Source organism: Sphingobium sp. DN12 (assembly GCF_051058005.1).
Classification (GTDB): Bacteria; Pseudomonadota; Alphaproteobacteria; order Sphingomonadales; family Sphingomonadaceae; genus Sphingobium; species Sphingobium yanoikuyae.
This window is the reverse complement of sequence record NZ_CP173717.1, coordinates 1584151-1602866: the sequence shown is the minus strand read 5'-3', so window position 1 is coordinate 1602866 and position 18716 is coordinate 1584151. Positions and strand designations below refer to the sequence as shown.

15 protein-coding genes are annotated in these 18716 nt (G+C 63.7%); 4 read left to right on the top strand and 11 right to left on the bottom strand.

Translation table 11 applies throughout. The features are described 5' to 3' along the window. Nucleotides 1-23 precede the first annotated feature (23 nt). The 8 genes from ACI6S0_RS07670 to ACI6S0_RS07635 form a co-directional block, all read right to left on the bottom strand. Nucleotides 24-395 carry a tRNA-binding protein gene (locus tag ACI6S0_RS07670; protein WP_434405394.1) on the bottom strand — a complete coding sequence of 124 codons (372 nt, stop codon included), beginning with the start codon at nucleotides 393-395 and terminating at the stop codon, nucleotides 24-26. 116 nt (nucleotides 396-511) lie between these two features. Further along, on the bottom strand, nucleotides 512-2512 hold the full coding sequence (locus ACI6S0_RS07665; protein WP_434405393.1) for a biotin carboxylase N-terminal domain-containing protein: 2001 nt from the start codon (nucleotides 2510-2512) through the stop codon (nucleotides 512-514). Nucleotides 2513-2658: 146 nt separating this feature from the next. Next, on the bottom strand, nucleotides 2659-2847 hold the full coding sequence (locus ACI6S0_RS07660; RefSeq protein WP_434405392.1) for a hypothetical protein: 189 nt from the start codon (nucleotides 2845-2847) through the stop codon (nucleotides 2659-2661). 126 nt (nucleotides 2848-2973) lie between these two features. After that, nucleotides 2974-3210, bottom strand: a complete 237-nt coding sequence (locus tag ACI6S0_RS07655) for a hypothetical protein (RefSeq protein ID WP_434405391.1) — start codon at nucleotides 3208-3210, stop codon at nucleotides 2974-2976. After that, the gene (gene bioB / locus ACI6S0_RS07650; protein WP_159366224.1) at nucleotides 3207-4220 is read right to left on the bottom strand and encodes a biotin synthase BioB; all 1014 of its coding nucleotides are present in this window, start codon (nucleotides 4218-4220) and stop codon (nucleotides 3207-3209) included. The genes ACI6S0_RS07655 and bioB overlap by 4 nt, the downstream gene beginning before the upstream one ends. Continuing rightward, nucleotides 4221-6374: a methylmalonyl-CoA mutase gene (gene scpA / locus ACI6S0_RS07645; RefSeq protein WP_099231546.1), complete on the bottom strand. Its 2154-nt coding sequence runs from the start codon at nucleotides 6372-6374 to the stop codon at nucleotides 4221-4223. Nucleotides 6375-6486: 112 nt separating this feature from the next. After that, the gene (gene mce / locus ACI6S0_RS07640) at nucleotides 6487-6927 is read right to left on the bottom strand and encodes a methylmalonyl-CoA epimerase (RefSeq protein WP_004207229.1); all 441 of its coding nucleotides are present in this window, start codon (nucleotides 6925-6927) and stop codon (nucleotides 6487-6489) included. A 106-nt stretch (nucleotides 6928-7033) separates the two neighbouring features. Further along, a complete protein-coding gene (locus tag ACI6S0_RS07635) occupies nucleotides 7034-8566 on the bottom strand; it encodes an acyl-CoA carboxylase subunit beta (protein WP_434405390.1) in 1533 nt (510 codons plus the stop codon). A 140-nt stretch (nucleotides 8567-8706) separates the two neighbouring features. Between ACI6S0_RS07635 and ACI6S0_RS07630 the strand changes: the two genes are divergently transcribed. Both ACI6S0_RS07630 and ACI6S0_RS07625 read left to right on the top strand, forming a co-directional pair. Continuing rightward, nucleotides 8707-10122, top strand: a complete 1416-nt coding sequence (locus ACI6S0_RS07630; protein WP_010338815.1) for a helix-turn-helix domain-containing protein — start codon at nucleotides 8707-8709, stop codon at nucleotides 10120-10122. Between the two features lie 245 nt (nucleotides 10123-10367). After that, a complete protein-coding gene (locus ACI6S0_RS07625; RefSeq protein ID WP_434405389.1) occupies nucleotides 10368-12824 on the top strand; it encodes a TonB-dependent receptor in 2457 nt (818 codons plus the stop codon). Between the two features lie 36 nt (nucleotides 12825-12860). Here the strand turns inward: ACI6S0_RS07625 and ACI6S0_RS07620 are convergent, their stop codons facing one another. After that, nucleotides 12861-13757, bottom strand: a complete 897-nt coding sequence (locus ACI6S0_RS07620; protein ID WP_434405388.1) for a LysR family transcriptional regulator — start codon at nucleotides 13755-13757, stop codon at nucleotides 12861-12863. A 102-nt stretch (nucleotides 13758-13859) separates the two neighbouring features. Between ACI6S0_RS07620 and ACI6S0_RS07615 the strand changes: the two genes are divergently transcribed. After that, nucleotides 13860-14645: an SDR family NAD(P)-dependent oxidoreductase gene (locus tag ACI6S0_RS07615; protein ID WP_169860974.1), complete on the top strand. Its 786-nt coding sequence runs from the start codon at nucleotides 13860-13862 to the stop codon at nucleotides 14643-14645. Nucleotides 14646-14796: 151 nt separating this feature from the next. After that, nucleotides 14797-15531: a 2OG-Fe dioxygenase family protein gene (locus ACI6S0_RS07610; protein WP_434405387.1), complete on the top strand. Its 735-nt coding sequence runs from the start codon at nucleotides 14797-14799 to the stop codon at nucleotides 15529-15531. 83 nt (nucleotides 15532-15614) lie between these two features. Here ACI6S0_RS07610 and gor read toward each other — a convergent pair whose 3' ends face one another. Further along, nucleotides 15615-16961: a glutathione-disulfide reductase gene (gene gor / locus ACI6S0_RS07605; protein WP_010337904.1), complete on the bottom strand. Its 1347-nt coding sequence runs from the start codon at nucleotides 16959-16961 to the stop codon at nucleotides 15615-15617. A gap of 198 nt (nucleotides 16962-17159) precedes the next feature. Continuing rightward, on the bottom strand, nucleotides 17160-18659 hold the full coding sequence (pgi, locus tag ACI6S0_RS07600) for a glucose-6-phosphate isomerase (RefSeq protein WP_434405386.1): 1500 nt from the start codon (nucleotides 18657-18659) through the stop codon (nucleotides 17160-17162). Nucleotides 18660-18716: the final 57 nt, after the last annotated feature.

Here is an 18716-nt window from a genome sequence, read left to right as displayed (position 1 = left end):
GCCCCCCCCCTTGTAGGACAGGTTCAGAACAGCCGCGATCCGTTGGGCACCGGCCGGTCGGGCGCGAACAGCATGACGGCGCCAGCTTCGTCGGCGAAGCCCAGTGTCAGCACTTCCGACATGAACTTGCCGATCTGGCGCGGCGGGAAATTGACCACGGCGGCGACCTGGCGGCCGGGCAGCTCTTCCAGTGGGTGATTTTCGGTGATCTGGGCGCTCGATTTCTTCTGGCCGATCGCCGGGCCGAAATCGATCAGCAGCTTGTAGGCGGGCTTGCGCGCCTCGGGATAGGGCTCGGCCGAGACGATCGTACCGACGCGGATATCCACTTTCAGAAAATCGTCGAAGCCGATCGGGTCGGCGGCGGGGGCGCTGGGGTCGTGGGTCAGGTGCATGGGATATTCACACCATAACCGTCATCCCGGCGAAAGCCGGGATCCCGCTTTTCTTTTGCAACGATCGCAAAGAAGCGGGATCCCGGATCAAGTCCGGGATGACAAAGGCTGATATCTTACTCCAGTTCCAGGATCACCGCGTCGACCGGCAGGCTTTCGCCTTGGGCGGCGGACACGCTCTTGACCGTGCCCGCCTTGCCGGCGCGCAGGATATTTTCCATCTTCATCGCCTCGATCACGGCGAGCGGCTGGCCGATTTCGACCTTGTCACCCTGCTTGACGTTCAGCGCGACCAGCAGGCCGGGCATCGGGCAGATCAGGAAACGCGACAGATCCGGCGGGATCTTTTCGATCATGTGCGCGGCATAGGGCGCGGCGTGGGCGGGCAGGATGCGTAGCTTGTGGCTCGCCCCATGCGCCGTCAGCACGAAGCCCGCGCGGACCGGCGCGATCCGCACCGCCAGTTGCTCCTCGCCAAATTCCGCCTCGATCAGCCGATCGCCGGGCGTATATTCCAGCGCCATGTCGATGCTCTCGCCATCGACCGTCACTTCGTCGCCGTCGATCACGACATCATGAACGGCGTCGCCGATCTTCACCTGCCAGCCGGTCGGCGGGCTGAGGCGCTTGCCAAGCTGCCCATCGATGCGGCGGGCGCGGTCGGCCTGCGCCATGGCGGCGAAGGCGCCGATCGCGGACAGGCGCTGGAGCAGTTCCGGCGAGGCCGGCGCACCAGTGAAGCCCTCCGGATATTCCTCCGCGATGAAGCCGGTGGTAATGTTGCCGGAGCGGAAGCGCTCATGCTGCATCAGCGCGGACACGAAGTCGATATTGTGGCCCGGCCCCTCAATCTCGAACTTGTCGAGCGCCTCGATCTGCTTGTCGATCGCCTCCAGACGGGTCGGCGCCCAGGTGATGAGCTTCGCGATCATCGGATCGTAGAAGATCGACACTTCGCCGCCTTCCTGCACGCCGTCATCCACGCGGATCAGCGCGCCGCTCTCATCCGTGCCGGTTTCGGGCGGGTTGTAGCGGATCAGGCGACCGGTCGACGGCAGGAAGCCGCGATAAGGGTCTTCGGCATAGACGCGGTTCTCGATCGACCAGCCGTTGATCTTCACGTCCGCCTGACCGAAGCTCAGCTTCTCGCCATTGGCGACGCGGATCATCTGTTCGACCAGATCGACGCCGGTGATTTCCTCGGTGACGGGATGTTCCACCTGCAAGCGGGTGTTCATTTCCAGGAAGTAGAAGCCGTCGCCGGTCTTGTCTTCACCGCTGACGATCAGTTCGACCGTGCCGGCGCTGAAATAGCCGACCGCGCGGGCGAGCGCGACGCACTGCTCGCCCATCTTCTTGCGCATTTCGGGGCTGACGAAGGGCGAAGGCGCTTCCTCGACCACCTTCTGGTGGCGGCGCTGGATCGAACATTCGCGTTCGTTTAGGTAAACGATATTGCCATGCTGGTCGCCCAGCACCTGAATTTCGATATGGCGCGGGCTTTCGATGAACTTCTCGATGAAGACGCGGTCGTCGCCAAAGCTGTTGAGGCCTTCGCGCTTGGTCGCCTCAAAGCCTTCGCGGACGTCCTGTTCGGAATAAGCAAGGCGCATACCCTTGCCGCCGCCGCCGGCCGAGGCCTTCATCATCACCGGATAGCCGATCTCGTTGGAGATGCGGACGGCATGTTCGGTGTCGTCGATCACGCCGACGAAACCGGGGACGACATTGACGCCCGCTTCCATCGCCAGCTTCTTGGACTCGATCTTGTCGCCCATCGCGGCGATGGCATTGGCCGGAGGGCCGACGAAGATGATGCCCTCCGCGTCCAGCGCCTTGCGGAAGCTTTCACGCTCGGACAGGAAGCCATAGCCCGGATGGACCGCATCGGCGCCGGTCGCCTTGCAGGCCTCGATGATCTTGTCGGCGAGCAGATAGGATTGGGCGGCGGGCGGCGGGCCGATATGGACGGCTTCATCGGCCATCAGCACATGCGGCGCGCGGGCGTCGGCATCGGAATAGACCGCGACGGTCTTGATGCCCATCTTCTTGGCCGTGCGCATGACACGACACGCAATTTCGCCACGGTTCGCGATCAGGATCTTGGTGATTGCCATTATGAGTCCTTGCCCCAGTCCTTATTCAGTTCCTCTCACCCCGTTCGGGCTGAGCCTGTCGAAGCCCCGTTCCTTCTCACCTCTCTTCTCGAAGAGAAGTAAGGCCCTTCGACAAGCTCAGGGCGAACGGGAGTTGAGATTTGTCGCTACTGCCGCCGTTTGACTGCCCAACTGGCGACCCATGCAAGAGCCAGAAGAAAGATCAGCAATGCGACAAAGATATTGATATGAATGACATCGCCGAAACCGAAGGTCAGACGCCACGCGAACAATCCAAGGCGCGCAAAAGCGGCAATACCAAGGGCAATCCACGCAAGCGTCAGAACCTGTTTCACTCAGCGCCCCCCACTCTATCGTCATGCCGGACTTGATCCGGCATCCCGCTTTCTTTCCGCACGACGGCAAAGAAGAAGCGGGACCCCGGCTCAAGGCCGGGGTGACGAAACTGAACTGATGCACGGTCACTCATCCACTCCCGACAACCGCGCCTTGAAGAAAACCACCGACAAGCCAGCGAACAGGATAAAGGCAATTGCCATCACAATGCCGATCGGCGTCGGATCGCAGACTTCGGCTGTGTCCGGCGACATTCCGCACACTCGAATGGCGGCCATCACGATCACGATCGACGCGATGGCCCAGTAAGCGATACTGAGCGCCACGAAGAGCATGATCTTGCGGCCGCCGGGTTTCGTCACTCCGCCGCCTCCAGTTCGACCTTCACTTCGGCCTGCATCGGCACGACGCCCAGCTTCGCGAACAGCGCCGCGTCGGCATTGTCTCCCGCATTGGCGGTGGTCAGCAGCTTGTCGCCGGTGAAAATGCTGTTCGCGCCGGCCATGAAGCAGAGCGCCTGGCAGCTGTCCGACATGCTCTCTCGGCCCGCAGACAGGCGCACCATGCTTTCCGGCATCACGATCCGCGCGACCGCGACCGTGCGGACGAACTCGATCTCGTCAATCTTGGCGAGCGGGGTGTCGGCCAGCATATTGCCCAGCACCGTGCCCTTGACCGGAACCAGCGCGTTGATCGGCACGCTCTGCGGATGGACCGGCAGGACAGCCAGCGCATGGAGGAAGCCGACGCGATCCTCGCGCGCCTCGCCCATGCCGACGATGCCGCCCGAGCAGACGTTGATGCCCGAATTGCGGACATTTTCCAGCGTCACCAGACGATCGTCAAAGGTCCGCGTCGTGATGACCTTCTCATAATGTTCGGGCGAGGTGTCGATATTATGGTTGTAATAATCGAGACCGGCTTCCGCGAGCATATCGGCCTGGCTTTCGCTCAGCATGCCCAGCGTCATGCAGGTTTCCATGCCCATCTGGCGCACGCCCTTCACCATCTCGACGATGGCGGGCATGTCGCGATCCTTGGGGTTGCGCCAGGCCGCGCCCATGCAGAAGCGCGAGGAGCCGGCATCCTTCGCCTGCGCCGCCGCCTGCATCACCGCCTGCACGCTCATCAGCTTCTCGGCCTTCAGCCCGCTTTCCGCCGAGGCCGACTGGTTGCAGTAACCGCAATCCTCCGGGCAGCCGCCGGTCTTGATCGACAACAGGGTCGACAACTGCACCTCGTTGCGCGGGAAGTTCGCGCGGTGGATCGACTGGGCCTCGAACATCAGGTCGTTGAACGGCAGGTCGAACAGCGCGGCGATTTCCTCGCGCGTCCAGTCGTTGCGGGCGGTCAGGGTGCAGGGGGTATTCATTTACGCAGCTTCCTCTAGCCCCGCCGGGGGCATGTTGTGGCCGAGCAGGCGCAGCACATCGGCGGCGCACTCCACGACATTGGAACCCGGCCCATAAATGCCCTGAACCCCTGCGTCACGAAGATAGTCATAATCCTGCGGCGGGATGACCCCGCCGGCGATCACCTTGATGTCGCTACGGCCGTGGTCGCGCAGCCGGTTGATGAGTTCCGGGATCAGCGTCTTGTGCCCGGCAGCCAGCGACGATGCGCCGACCACATCGACGCCGCTGTCGAGCGCCAGCACCACCGTTTCCTCCGGCGTCTGGAACAGCGGGCCGGACACGACATCGAAACCCATGTCGCCAAAGGCCGACGCAATGATGTTGGCGCCCCGGTCGTGCCCGTCCTGCCCCATCTTGGCGACGAGGAGTTTGGGCTTGCGGCCGAGGCGCCGTTCGACGGCCTGCACCCCGTCGAGAACCTGTTTCCAGCGACTGTCATCCTTGTAGGGCGCGCCATAGACGCCCTTCACCGGCGTCGGCTGGGTGCCGTAACGGTTGAAGCTGTCTTCCATGGCGGCGGAGATTTCGCCCAGCGTGGCGCGGGCACGGGCGCACTCGACGGCATGGGCGAGGAGATTGGTCTCGATCGACTGCGGCGCGGCGGCGGCATCGCGGAGCGATTGCAGCGCGGCCTGGCATGCATCCTCGTCACGCTCCGCCTTCACCCGGTTGATGCGGGCGATCTGCGCCTCGCGGACCTTCGTATTGTCGACCTCCAGCGTTTCGAGCAGATCCTCGTTGGCGAGGCGATATTTGTTGACGCCGACGATGACGTCCTCGCCCCGGTCGACGCGGGCCTGACGGGCGGCCGCCGCGGTTTCGATCATCGCCTTGGGCCAACCCGCGCCCACGGCCTTGGCCATGCCGCCTTCGGCTTCCACGCGGTCGATGATTTCCTGCGCGGCGTCGACCAGCTGCTGGGTCAGCGCCTCGATATAATAGCTGCCGCCCAGCGGATCGACGACATTGCACATGCCCGTCTCTTCCTGGATGACGATCTGCGTGTTGCGCGCGATGCGCGCGGAAAAGTCCGTCGGCAGCGCAATCGCCTCGTCCAGCGCGTTGGTGTGGAGCGACTGGGTGCCGCCCAGCATCGCCGCCATCGCCTCGATCGTGGTGCGCATGACGTTGTTGTAGGGGTCCTGCTCGGTCAGCGAGACGCCCGACGTCTGGCAATGGGTGCGCAGCATCTTGCTGCGCTCATCCTGCGCGCCCAGCTTGGTCATGACGCGATGCCACAGCACGCGGGCGGCGCGCAGCTTGGCGATCTCCATGAAGAAGTTCATGCCGATCGCGAAGAAGAAGCTCAGCCGCCCGGCGAACTTGTCGATGTCGAGGCCCGACGCTACGCCATAGCGCACATATTCCGCGCCATCGGCGATGGTGAAGGCCAGTTCCTGCACCTGCGTCGCGCCGGCCTCCTGCATATGATAGCCGGAAATGGAGATGCTGTTGAACTTGGGCATCTCGCGCGACGTATAGCCGAAAATGTCGCTGATGATCCGCATCGAGGGTTCGGGCGGGTAGATATAGGTGTTGCGGACCATGAACTCCTTGAGGATGTCGTTCTGGATGGTCCCGTCGAGCAGCTTGCGCTCGACCCCCTGTTCCTCGCCCGCGACGATGAAGAAGGCCAGGATCGGGATGACCGCGCCGTTCATGGTCATCGACACGCTCATCTTGTCGAGCGGAATGCCGTCGAACAGGATCTTCATGTCCTCGATCGTGTCGATCGCCACGCCGGCCTTGCCCACGTCGCCGACGACGCGCGGATGGTCGCTGTCATAGCCGCGATGGGTGGCCAGGTCGAAGGCGACGGAGAGGCCCTTCTGCCCGGCGGCGAGGTTGCGGCGATAGAAGGCGTTGGATTCCTCGGCGGTCGAGAAGCCCGCATATTGGCGGATGGTCCAGGGGCGGCCCGCATACATGGACGCCCGCACGCCGCGGGTGAAGGGGGCGAAGCCCGGCAGGCCCGGATCGACGGTCACATCCTCGGCCGTATAGAGCGGCTTCACCACGATACCCTCCGGGGTATCCCAGTTCAGATCCTTGCCCTTCACTTCCTTGGCGGCAGCGGCGGCCCACTGGTCCAATGTCGGCTTCTCGGTCATGCGTGTCCTATCCTACCCATTCGTCACCCCGGCCTTGAGCCGGGGTCCCGCTATCTTCATCCCGCTTGCTGAAAAGAAGCGGGATGCCGGATCAAGTCCGGCATGACGTAATTCAATGCGCACCGTCCTTCGGCGTCTCCATGATCTCGGTCAGCACCCCGTTCATATCCTTGGGGTGGACGAAGAAGATGGGCGTGCCATGGGCGCCGATGCGCGGCTCACCCAGCACCTTCTTGCCCAGCCCCTCGAACCAGGCCTTGGCTTCCATGATGTCGGGCACTTCATAGCACATATGATGCTGCCCGCCGGCCGGGTTCTTGGCGATGAAGCCATGGATCGGGCTGTTCTCGCCCAGCGGCTCGATCAGCTCGATCTGCGTGCCCGCTGTGCCGCCCTCGCCCGGCGTGTCGACAAAGCACACCTTCACCCCCTGCGCGGGCAGGTCGAACGGTTCATGCGTCAGCGTCGCGCCCATGATGTCGCGATAATAAGCGAGCGAAGCCTCCAGCGAAGGCGTCGCGATGCCGATATGGTTCAAGCGGCCGAGTTTCATCACATCCTCATATCGTCACCCCAGCGAAGGCTGGGGTCTTGGGCCTTCAAGGTCCGATAGCGGCACGAGATCCCAGCCTGCGCTGGGATGACGACCCTGCGGGCCGTCACAGCGGAATATTGTCGTGCTTCTTCCAGGGGTTCTCCAGCGCCTTGTTGCGCAGTTTGCGCAGGCCCAGCGCGATCCGCTTGCGGGTCGAGTGGGGCTGGATCACCTCATCGATGAAGCCCTTGCTCGCCGCCACGAAGGGGTTGGCGAAGCGGTCTTCATATTCCTTGGTCTTCTCGGCAATCTCTTCGGGCGTCTTGCCGCGGAAGATGATCTCGACCGCGCCCTTGGCGCCCATCACCGCGATCTCGGCGGTCGGCCAGGCATAGTTGAGGTCGCCGCGCAGATGCTTGGAACTCATCACGTCATAGGCGCCGCCATAGGCCTTGCGCGTGATGACGGTGATCTTCGGCACGGTCGCCTCGGCATAGGCGAACAGCAGCTTGGCACCATGCTTGATGATGCCGCTATGTTCCTGCGCGGTCCCCGGCAGGAAGCCCGGCACGTCGACGAAGGTGACAATCGGGATTTCGAACGCATCGCAGAAGCGCACGAAGCGGCCGGCCTTCTTGGACGAGTTGATGTCGAGCACGCCGGCCAGCACCATCGGCTGATTGGCGATGATGCCCACCGTCTTGCCCTCGATCCGGCCAAAACCGCACAGGATATTGCCCGCATGGGCCGGCTGCACTTCAAAGAAGTCGCCTTCGTCCACCACCTTGCGGATCAGCTCGTGCATGTCATAGGGCTGGTTCGCATTGGCCGGGATCAGCGTGTCGAGGCTGCCCTCCAGCCGGTCCCACGGGTCGGCGCTCGGCCGCTCGGGCACCGGTTCCTTGTTGGACGCGGGCAGGAAGTCGACGAAATCGCGCACCGCCAGCAGCGCCTCGATGTCGTTCTCGAACGCCACGTCCGCCACGCCCGACTTGGTCGTGTGGGTGATCGCGCCGCCCAGTTCCTCCTGCGTCACTACCTCGTTGGTGACGGTCTTGACCACGTCAGGCCCCGTCACGAACATGAAGCTGCTGTCCTTCACCATGAAGATGAAGTCGGTCATCGCCGGCGAATAGACCGCGCCGCCTGCGCACGGCCCCATGATGACGCTGATCTGCGGCACCACGCCCGACGCCAGCACGTTGCGCTGGAAAATCTCCGCATAGCCGGCGAGCGAGGCGACGCCCTCCTGGATGCGCGCGCCGCCGCTGTCGTTGAGGCCGATCACCGGCGCGCCGACCTTCATCGCGATGTCCATGATCTTGCAGATCTTCATCGCGTGCCGTTCCGACACCGCGCCGCCATAGACGGTGAAATCCTGGCTGAAGACATAGACGAGGCGGCCGTTGATCGTGCCCGATCCGGTGACCACGCCGTCGCCCGGAATATGCTGTTCGTCCATGCCGAAATCGATGCAGTTATGCTCGACATACATGTCCAGCTCTTCAAAGCTGTCCTCGTCCAGCAGCACTTCGATCCGCTCCCGCGCGGTCAGCTTGCCCTTGCCATGCTGCGCGTCGATGCGGCGCTGGCCGCCGCCCATGCGGGCGCCCTCGCGCTTGGCTTCCAGCTGTTCGATGATGGCGAGCTTCGACATGAAAGGCTTCTCTCCAAATTCGTGGCGTCCATAGCTTGGCCGACGCCGCCTTACCCTTCCCCTACCCAGCCGCACGCAAAGTTCGCAAATGTAAATTTGCCAATTTGCAAATCGCGACTTCGCAAATTAGGGTAAGGATTATGGCACGCGGCAATCGTATATTCGCAGGTCCACGCCTGCGCCAGCTGCGCCTGGACCATCGGATGGACCAGGCGACGATGGCGCAGGCACTGGGCATATCCGTATCCTATCTGAGCCAGATGGAAAATGACGATCGCCCGCTGACCGCCAAGGTCAAGGCCGCGCTCGCCAATGCCTTTCCCACCGACTGGGCCAGTTTCGACAGCCGCGAGGATGAGCAGTTGCTCGGCGCCTTCGCCTTTGCCCTGTCCCATCCCGAACTGCCCGGCCCGGCGCTGGAGCCGGAACGGATCGAGAAGCTGCACCTGCAATTTCCCGAGTTCGCGGCCCGCTATGTCGATCTCTACAACGCCCATATGCGCGCCAATGAGCGGATCAACATGATCGAGGAGGCGATCGCCAACGATCATGAGGTGCAGGCCCGCCTGCCCTGGGAAGCGGCGCGCGACTGGTTTCATGAGGCGGGCAATTATGTCCATAGCCTCGACTGCCTGGCCGAGGAGATGGCCGAGAGCTTTGCCCAGGGCCAGGTGCTGGACGAAGGGATGCTGGTCGAGGCGCTCGCCCGCCGCCACGGCATCGAGACGCTGATCGCCGAGACGCCAGACAGCGCACTGCGCGCCTATCGCGCCGCCGACCGGCAATTGTTCATCAATGCCGCCCTGCCGACCGAAAGCCGCAAGTTCATGCTGGCGCACCAGTTGATGATGCTGGAGGGACAGGCGGTGATCGCCGATGTGGTGCGCAAGGCCGGCCTGCCCGTGACCGGCGCCGACCGGCTGCTCGCCATCGGCCTTGGCAATTATGCCGCCGGCGCGCTGCTGATGCCCTACGCCCCCTTCCGCGAGGCGGCGCGGACGATGCGCCATGATATCGACCGACTGGCCCGCACCTTCGGCGTCAGCTTCGAACAGGCCTGCCACCGCCTGTCCACGCTGCAGCGGCCGGGCCTGCGCGGCATCCCCTTCTTCTTCTGCCGGGTCGATATGGCCGGCAACATCACCAAGCGCCACAGCGCCACTCGCCTGCAATTCGCCCGCTTCGGCGGCGCCTGCCCGCTGTGGAACGTGCATGAGGCGGTGGCCGTGCCCGACCGCATCAATGTGCAGCTTGGCGAGACTCCCGACGGCGTGCGCTATGTCTCGATGGCCAAGGGGCTGGTGAAGCCGTCCGGCAGCTACAAGCGCACCCCGCGCCGCTTTGCCGTGGTGCTGGGCTGCGAAGTCGCCCATGCGGCCAATTTCGTCTACGCCGACGGCCTGCATCTGCAGGAGGAAGGCGCCGCGACGCCGATCGGCATCACCTGCCGCCTCTGCTCGCGCCAGAGCTGCGACCAGCGCGCCTTCCCACCCGCCGACCGCCCGATCCATGTCGACCCCGACAATCGCCAGATCGTGCCCTACTGGATCGGCTGACACGAAGTAATAATGGCAAGAAAATCCGAAATAAAATTCTACGTTACTTTTACATTTCAATACTCATCTTCAACCATGAAGGTCGTGCAGCATATTGAAATATAATTCACTTATATGTCGTGTCACTTTTAACAAAATTGTCATAGCGAAATCCCAGTTGCAGGGCGGGACTGTCACGGACAGCTCGGTGCCAGAACAGATAATCGGCACCCTTGTCGCACATGGTAAAAAGGGATTTCGGGTCAATGAAACAGCTATTGATGTGCAGCGCCGCGCTGGTCGTGGCCGCTGCGCCGACGATCGCGCTTGCGCAATCGACCGGCTCGCAGGATTTCGAGGACAGCATCATCGTCACCGGCGCGCAGGGCGACCAGAGCGTCGGCGGCGTCAAAATCCCCGAAACGCCCAAGGCCAAGGTCACGCTCGACCAGGAGATCATCGCCCGCCAGCGCCCCGGCCAGGCGATCAACGAAACGCTGAACCTGGTGCCCGGCGTCAGCTTCTCCAACCAGGACCCCTGGGGATCGCTGGGCGGCAGCTTCACCGTGCGCGGCTTCAGTTCCGATCGCGTTTCGCAGACGATCGACGGCATTCCGCTCAATGACTCGGGCAATTACGCGCTCTACACCAACCAGCAGCTCGATCCGGAAATTATCGAAGCGGCGACCGTCAGCCTGGGCTCGACCGATGTCGACAGCCCGACCGCCTCGGCCGCCGGCGGCACGATCAACATCCGCTCGCTGATGCCATCGGACGAGATGGGCGCGATGATCAGCGCCAGCTATGGCAATATCGTCGCCCGCGGCAATGACGATGATCGCGCCTATCACCGCATCTTCGGCATGTTCCAGACCGGCGTCTTCACGCCCTTTGGCACCAAGGCCTGGTTCTCCGCCTCGCGCGCGACCAACAAGTCGACCTACACCAATTATGGCGGCGTCGATAAACAGCAATATAATGCAAAGATCTACCAGCCGATCGGCAGCAATGGCGACTTCATCGCGCTGGCGGGCCATTACAATCAGAACCGCAACACCTTCAACGGTTCAACCTATACCACCGCGACCTTCCCCGGCACGACCGACGGCCGCTTCTACGACACCGCGACCTGCACCGTCGACACGCCGCAGACCGGCGTCACCGACTATGCCAATAGCTGCGGCTCGGCGTTCGAGCGGCGCTACAATCCGTCCAACACCGGCAATGTCCGCCTCAACTCGCGCTTCACCCTTGCGAGTGGCCTCACGCTGACGGTCGATCCCAGCTTCCAATATACCAAGGCCAATGGCGGCGGCACATCCTATGCTTATGAAGGGGCCAGCGCCGACGGCAATACGGGCGGCTATTATCTCAAGGACAGCCGCAACACCGCCACCAGCAGCTCGACCCAATATTATTATGTCGGCGGCGTGGACCTGAATGGCGATGGCGACACGCAGGATTTCGTCCGCGTCCTCTCACCCAGCCAGACCGTGACCAAGCGCTATGGCGTGATTGCCAACCTGTCCTACGATATCGACCCCGACAACCGTCTGCGTCTGTCCTACACCTATGACCGCGCCCGCCATCGCCAGACCGGCGAGGCCGGCTATCTGGAGGCCAATGGCGATCCGGTCGACGTCTTCCCGGTCAACAATCCGATCCTCGATGCCGACGGCAATGTCGTACAGAAGCGCAACCGGCTATCCTATGCCACGCTGAACCAGATTTCGGGCGAATATCGCGGTTCCTATCTCGACGATCAGGTCATCCTGCTGCTGGGCGCGCGCATGCCCTTCTTCAGCCGCGATCTCAATCAATATTGCGTCACCACCGACGCGTCGGGCAACGTCAACTGCCCGACGACCCAGGCCGGCATCGATGCCCAACTGGCCGCCAACAGCGCCTATGCCGCGCCGCAGTCGCGCAAGTTCGACTATAACAAGCTGCTGCCCAACCTTGGCGTCACCTACAAGTTCACCAGCAAGGCCAGCGTCTTCACCAGCTATGCCAAGAACCTGTCCGTGCCCGGCACCGACGCCCTCTATGGCGCGCTCTATTTCGACGAAGGCTCCAGCTCGGGCAATCCCAAGCCGGAAACGTCAGACGCCTTCGACCTTGGCGTGCGCTATCAGTCCGGCATCGTCCAGGCGCAGCTGTCGGGCTGGTACACCCGCTACAACAACCGCCTGGCGACCGCCTATGACGCCGATTGCGATTGCAGCGTGACCCGCAACCTCGGCCGCGTCGACAAATATGGCGTGGATGGCAGCGTCGCGGTGCGGCCGGTCAAGGATCTGATGCTCTACGTCTTCGGCTCCTACCTCAAGTCGGAGATCAAGGACGACGTCCAGACCGGCGCCAGCACCTATGCCGCAACCGCCGGCAAGCGCGAGGCCGGCGCGCCGGTCTACACGCTGGGCAGCCGCATCCAGGGCACGCTCGGCCCGGTCGACCTCGGCCTCCAGATCAAGCGGACCGGCGAACGCTATGTCAACGACATCAACACGGTGAAGCTGCCCGGCTATACGCTGGTCGATCTCGACGCCCGCTTCTCGCTGGAGCAATGGGGCCTCAAGAAAACCTTCTTCCAGCTCAACGTCACCAACCTGTTCGACAAGGTCTATATCGGCTATTCGGGCACCGGCCTGACCAGCACCGCCACCACCGCCTATCTCGGATCGCCCCGCGCGATCAGCGGGTCGATGGTCGTGGCCTTCTGACCGGACGAAGGGGCGCCGGCATCGGCGGGCGCCTCTTCAACCCACCACGGGCATCGCCCCGTCCAGATAGTCGAGAAACGCGCGCACCCGCGCAGCGGTGCGGTCTTCTGCGGCGTAGAGGGCGTGAATATCCTCGCCGTCGCCGGGGTTATAGTCGGCCAGCACTTCGACCAGTCGCCCCGCCCTGATGTCGCTGGCGACATGGAAATGGCCGTGCCGGGCGATGCCGCCGCCGGCGATCGCCATCTGGCGTACCACTTCGCCCGAATTGCCGTAGAAGCTGCCCTGCACCGGCCGCTGGACCAGCTTTCCGCCGATGCGGAACGGCCAGCCGTCGATCGAGCGGCGGAAGCTGAAACGCAGGCAGTCATGATCGTCCAGATCGTCCGGCGTTTGCGGCGTGCCGCGCCGGGCAAGATAGGCCGGGCTTGCCACCAGCACCATCGCGCTATGGCCCAGCTTCTTCGCCCGCAGGCTTGTGTCGCGCAGCGGGCCGATGCGGATGGCGATATCGGCCCGCTCCTCGACCAGATCGACGATCGTGTCGGACAGGGTCAGGTCCACCGTCACCGCCGGATAAAGTTCTCGGAAGCCGGGCAGGATCGGGATCAGGCATTCGATGCCGAAGGAGGGCGAGGCGTTGATCCGTAGCAGCCCGCGCGGCGTCGTGCGATCCTCGCCCAGCCCCGCCTCCAGCGCCATCATGTCGCCCAGCAGCACCGCCATCCGGTCGCGATAGGTGACGCCTTCCGGCGTGAGCGCCAGCGCCCGCGTCGTCCGCCGCAGCAGGGTGACGCCCAGCCGCTGTTCCAGCCGCGCGATCGACCGGCTGACCGCCGATGGCGTCAGCCGCAGCGCCTTCGCCGCCGCCGCCAGACTGCCTTCACCCGCCACCATGAGGAAGGTTTCGATGTCGCCGAACCTATTATCCATGATTTCAAATCACTTCTGAAATGCGAAAGTGCAATCTAATCATCAATGCAAAATGCTCTATCTTGCTGTCAACTTCGCTGTCACTTTTCAGAGGAATGCACCATGGATCTTCAGCTTTCGGGCAAGACCGCCCTCGTCACCGGATCGACTGCCGGCATCGGCTTCGCCATCGCCAAGCGCCTGGCTGAGGAAGGGGTAGAGGTCGTCATCACCGGCCGCAACCAGGCCAAGCTGGACGCTGCCGCCGCCGAATTGTCGCAGGCCGGCACCATCCGCCCGGTGCTGGCCGATCCCGCGACCGCCGCGGGTGCCGACGCGCTGATCGCCGCCGTCCCGGACATCGACATCCTGGTCAATAATCTCGGCATCTACGAGGCCAAGGACTTCACCGACATCACGGACGCGGACTGGCATCATCTGTTCGAGGTCAATGTCGTGAGCGGCGCCCGCCTTGCCCGCCATTATTTCCCGAAGATGCTGGCCAAGAACTGGGGCCGCATCCTGTTCATCGCCAGCGAAAGCGGCCTGCTGCCGCCGGCCGAGATGATCCATTATGGCATGACCAAGTCGGCCCAGCTCGCCATTTCGCGGGGCCTTGCCGAACATACGCGCGGCACCGGCGTCACCGTCAATTCGGTGCTGCCCGGCCCGACCCGCTCGGAAGGCATTGTCGAATTCATCCGCTCCGTGGTCGAGAATAAGGACGCGTCCGAAGCCGAGCGCGAGGCCGAATTCTTCACCAAGCTGCGCCCGCTCTCGCTGATCAAGCGGCTGATCGAAGCCGATGAAGTCGGCGCGATGACCGCCTATCTCGCCAGCCCGCTGGCGGCCGCCACCAATGGCGCCGCGGTCAAGGTCGAAGGCGGCATGGTGCCGACGATCTACTAAAAACTCCATGTCCGTTCGTTTCGAGCTTGTCGAGAAACGGAAGCACGGCGCTTGCCGCTTCTCGACTTCGCTCGAAGCGAACGGGAGTTAGCATCCTGCTTGTGGCAACTGGCCCTGTCGCTCGTTTCCTCCTCTGCCTATGAGGATCGAAATGAGCGATACGGACTGCCTGCCCACCATCGACCAGGCGCTGGAACAGGATGGCTATGCCCGCCTGGCCGGCGCCGACCTGCTGCGCCAGCTGGATATCGGCGCGGCCGACTGGGCACCCTTTGCCCGCAGCTGGGACGATCTTGGCCCCGATCTCTTCATGGCCGATGGCGGCCGATATCGCCGCCGCCGCCACGCCACCTTTCGCTGCGCCGCCGGACAGTTCAGCCGCCAGCCGCACCAACCCCATTATCAGAGCCGCGACTATAACCCGCTGAACGGCGACGTGCAGCGCTGGTTCGATCCGGTCGAGGATGCCACGATCGCGCTGCCGGTAACACAGGCGCTGCTGGCCTTCTGTGCCGGCCATTTCGATCCGGCGTCATCGGGCGACTGGCATGTCGAGATGCACCAGTTCCGCATCGAGGCGAAGCCGGGGGAGCTCGGCCGCCCCACGCCCGAGGGCATGCACCGCGACGGCGTCGATCGGGTCTTCGTAATGCTGGTCGAGCGCCGCAATGTGCGCGAGGGCGTCACCCGCATCGGCGCCGCCGACGGCACGCCGATGGGCGAATTCACCCTGGCCCAGCCGGGCGACGCGATGCTGATCGACGATCATCGCATCTTCCACGGCGTGACCGAAATCCACGCCGTCGATCCCGCCCAGCCCGCCTGGCGCGACGCGCTGGTGGTTACCTTTCAATCCTCCCCGGCACGGGGAGGTGGCATCGCGTAGCGATGACGGAGGGGGCTGGCCGACGGCACGCCCCCTCCACCCCTGGCTTCGCCAGCGGTCCCCCTCCCCGCAAGCGGGGAGGATTATTTCAGCAGCACCAGCTCTTCGGCCATGCTGGGGTGCAGCGCGACCGTATCATCGAAATCCTGCTTGGTGAGGCCTGCCTTCACCGCGACGGCGGCTGCCTGCAGGATTTCCGGCGCATCCGGGCCGATCATGTGCAGGCCCACCACCTTGTTGGTGGTCGCATCCACGACCATCTTGTAGAGCGCCCGCTCGTCGCGTCCGGCCAGCACATTCTTCATCGGCCGGAAGTCGGAGGTATAGACCTTCACCGTGCCATATTTGTTCTTGGCCTGCGCTTCGGTCAGGCCGACGCCCGCCAGCGGCGGATGGCTGAACACGGCCGACGGCACGCAGCTATAGTCGACGGTGCGCGGATTATTGCCGAACACGGTGTCGGCAAAGGCATGGCCCTCGCGGATCGCCACCGGGGTCAGTTGCAGCCGGTCGGTGACGTCGCCCACGGCGTAGATGCTCTCGCAGCTGGTGCGGCTATATTCGTCGACCTTGATCGCGCCCTTGTCGTCGATCTCGACGCCGGCATTCTCCAGCCCCAGCCCGTCAGTGTGCGGACGGCGGCCGGTGGCGAACAGCACGATATCGGCCGCGACCGGATCGCCATTCTTGAAGTGGACGCATAAGGTGCCATCCTCCTTCTTCTCGATCTTCTCCATCTGCGCGTTGAAGCGGAAATTAATCCCCTTCATCGTCGAAATCTGGAGCAGGCGGTCGCGGATCTGCTCGTCATAGCCGCGCAGCAGCGTGCCACCGCGGTTGACCATCGTCACATGGCTGCCGAACTGGTGAAAGATGCCGGCAAATTCATTGGCGATATAGCCGCCCCCAACGATCACGATGCGCTTGGGGCATTCGTCCAGATGGAACACCTCGTTGGAGGTGATGCCATGTTCGGCGCCCTCCACCTCGGGGATCAGCGGCCAGGCGCCGGTCGCGACTAGGATGACCTTGGCCGTTACCTCGCGTCCGCTGGCGAGCTTCACGCTATGCGGCCCGGTCACCGTCACCCGTTCGGCGATCAGCTCGACCTTATGGCTGTTGAGGGTGTTGGTGTAGAGCCCTTCGAGCCGGTCGACATCGGCCAGCACATTGTCGCGCAGCGTCGCCCATTCAAAGCCGCAGTCCGGCACATTCCAGCCGAAGCGGCGGGCATCCTTCAGATCCTCGGCGAAATGGGCGCCATAGATGAGCAGCTTCTTGGGCACGCAGCCGCGGATGACGCAGGTGCCGCCGACGCGAAATTCCTCGGCCACCGCGACCTTTGCGCCATGCGCGGCGGCGACGCGCGACGCGCGCACCCCGCCCGATCCTGCGCCGATGACGAAAAGGTCGAAATCATAATCGCTCATGCCAGTCTCCGCTCGGCGCACTATCTTGGCGGCGGATATGGCGGCTGGACGGCGCAGTTACAAATGGGAATTTCCTCCCCGCATGCGGGGAGGGGGACCATGCGCAACATGGTGGAGGGGGTGCGCCGCCAGCCCGGCGGAGAAGGATAGCCCCCTCCACCGGCCTGCGGCCGGTCCCCCTCCCCGTGCCGGGGAGGATTATTCGCCCAGTGCGATCTCGATCAGCGCCATGGTCGAGGGGTCGAAGCCGGTCGGACCATTGGCCTCGATCGACTTGGCGATCTCCTTGCCCAGTTCGACGCCAAACTGATCATAGGGGTTGATCCCCATCAGCACGGCATTGGCGAAGGTGCGATGCTCGTAGAAGGCGATCAGCGCGCCCAGCGCCTCCGGGTTCACATCGTCCATCAGGATGGTGGTCGACGGGCGGTTGCCGGCATAGGCGCGCGCCGGGTCTTCATTGTCCTTGCCGCGCATCAATGCCGCCCCCTGGGCGAAGCAGTTGACCAGCAGCGCGCGATGATGCGCCGGGTCGAGCGCATTGCCCGGCTCGATCGAGGCGATGAACTCGACCGGAGTCAGGATCGTGCCCTGGTGCAGCAGCTGGAACACCGCATGCTGCGCGTCGGTGCCGACGCCACCCCAGGTGATCGGCGCGGTCGGCCCATCGACTGGCGATCCGTCCAGCTTCACCGACTTGCCGTTGCTCTCCATCTCCAGCTGCTGGAGATAGGAGGGCAGCAGCGCCAGTCGTTCGTCATAGGCGAACAAAGCGCGGGTCTCGCAACCCAGCACGCGGGCATAATATTGATCGACGAAGGCGGCGATCAGCGGGATATTCTCGCGCGGATCGGTCAGCTGGAAATGGCGGTCCATCGCCGCCGCGCCCTCCAGCAGGCTTTCGAACGCATCCCAGCCCAGCGCCAGTGCGGCCGGGAAGCCGATCGACGACCAGAGCGAATAGCGGCCGCCCACGCTTTCGGGGAAGGGCAGGATGCGGGTCTCGTCGACGCCCCATTCCATCGCCTTTTCCGGCGCGGCGGTCAGCGCGATGATCTTGCCATAAGGGTCTTCAACACCGGCCTCGACCATCCAGTTGATCGCGCTCGCCGCGTTCAGCATGGTTTCGCTGGTGGTGAAGGTCTTGGACGCGATCGCGATCAGCGTGGCATCGGGATCGAAGGCATCCATCGCCTTTTCAAGCGCGGTGCCGTCGACATTGGAGACGATCGCGACATCATAGCGCATCCCGTCGCCGCCCAGCGCGTCGACGATCAGGTCGGGCCCAAGCGCCGACCCGCCGATGCCGATATGCAGGATATGCCGGATCGGGCCGAGCGCCTCTGCCTCGATCGCGTCGATCAGCGCGCGGGTGCGATTGTGCAGCGCCTTGGCCAGCGCCACGCTGTCGGCATTGCCGACGCCGCGCTGCGCGGTGTGCTCGGCGGCGCGGCCTTCGGTATTGTTGACCGCCTCGCCAGCGAACAGCGCCTCGCGACGGCCGGCGAAATCCTGTTCCTGCGCCAGCTTCAGGAAGCCGTCGACCAGATCGTCGGTCAGATGCGTCTTGGACCAGTCGAAGCGCAGCGTTCCGTGGCTCAGCACCAGCTTGGACAGGCGGTCGGGATCACTCTCGAAGATGGTCTTGAGTTCAGCTTGAGGCAGGGCGGCAAGGGCCGCCAGTGCGGGACTGGACATGCGGGAGATCCTCTTGGTCGTTGGTCGATATCGACGCTGCACCGGTCGATTCTTCCT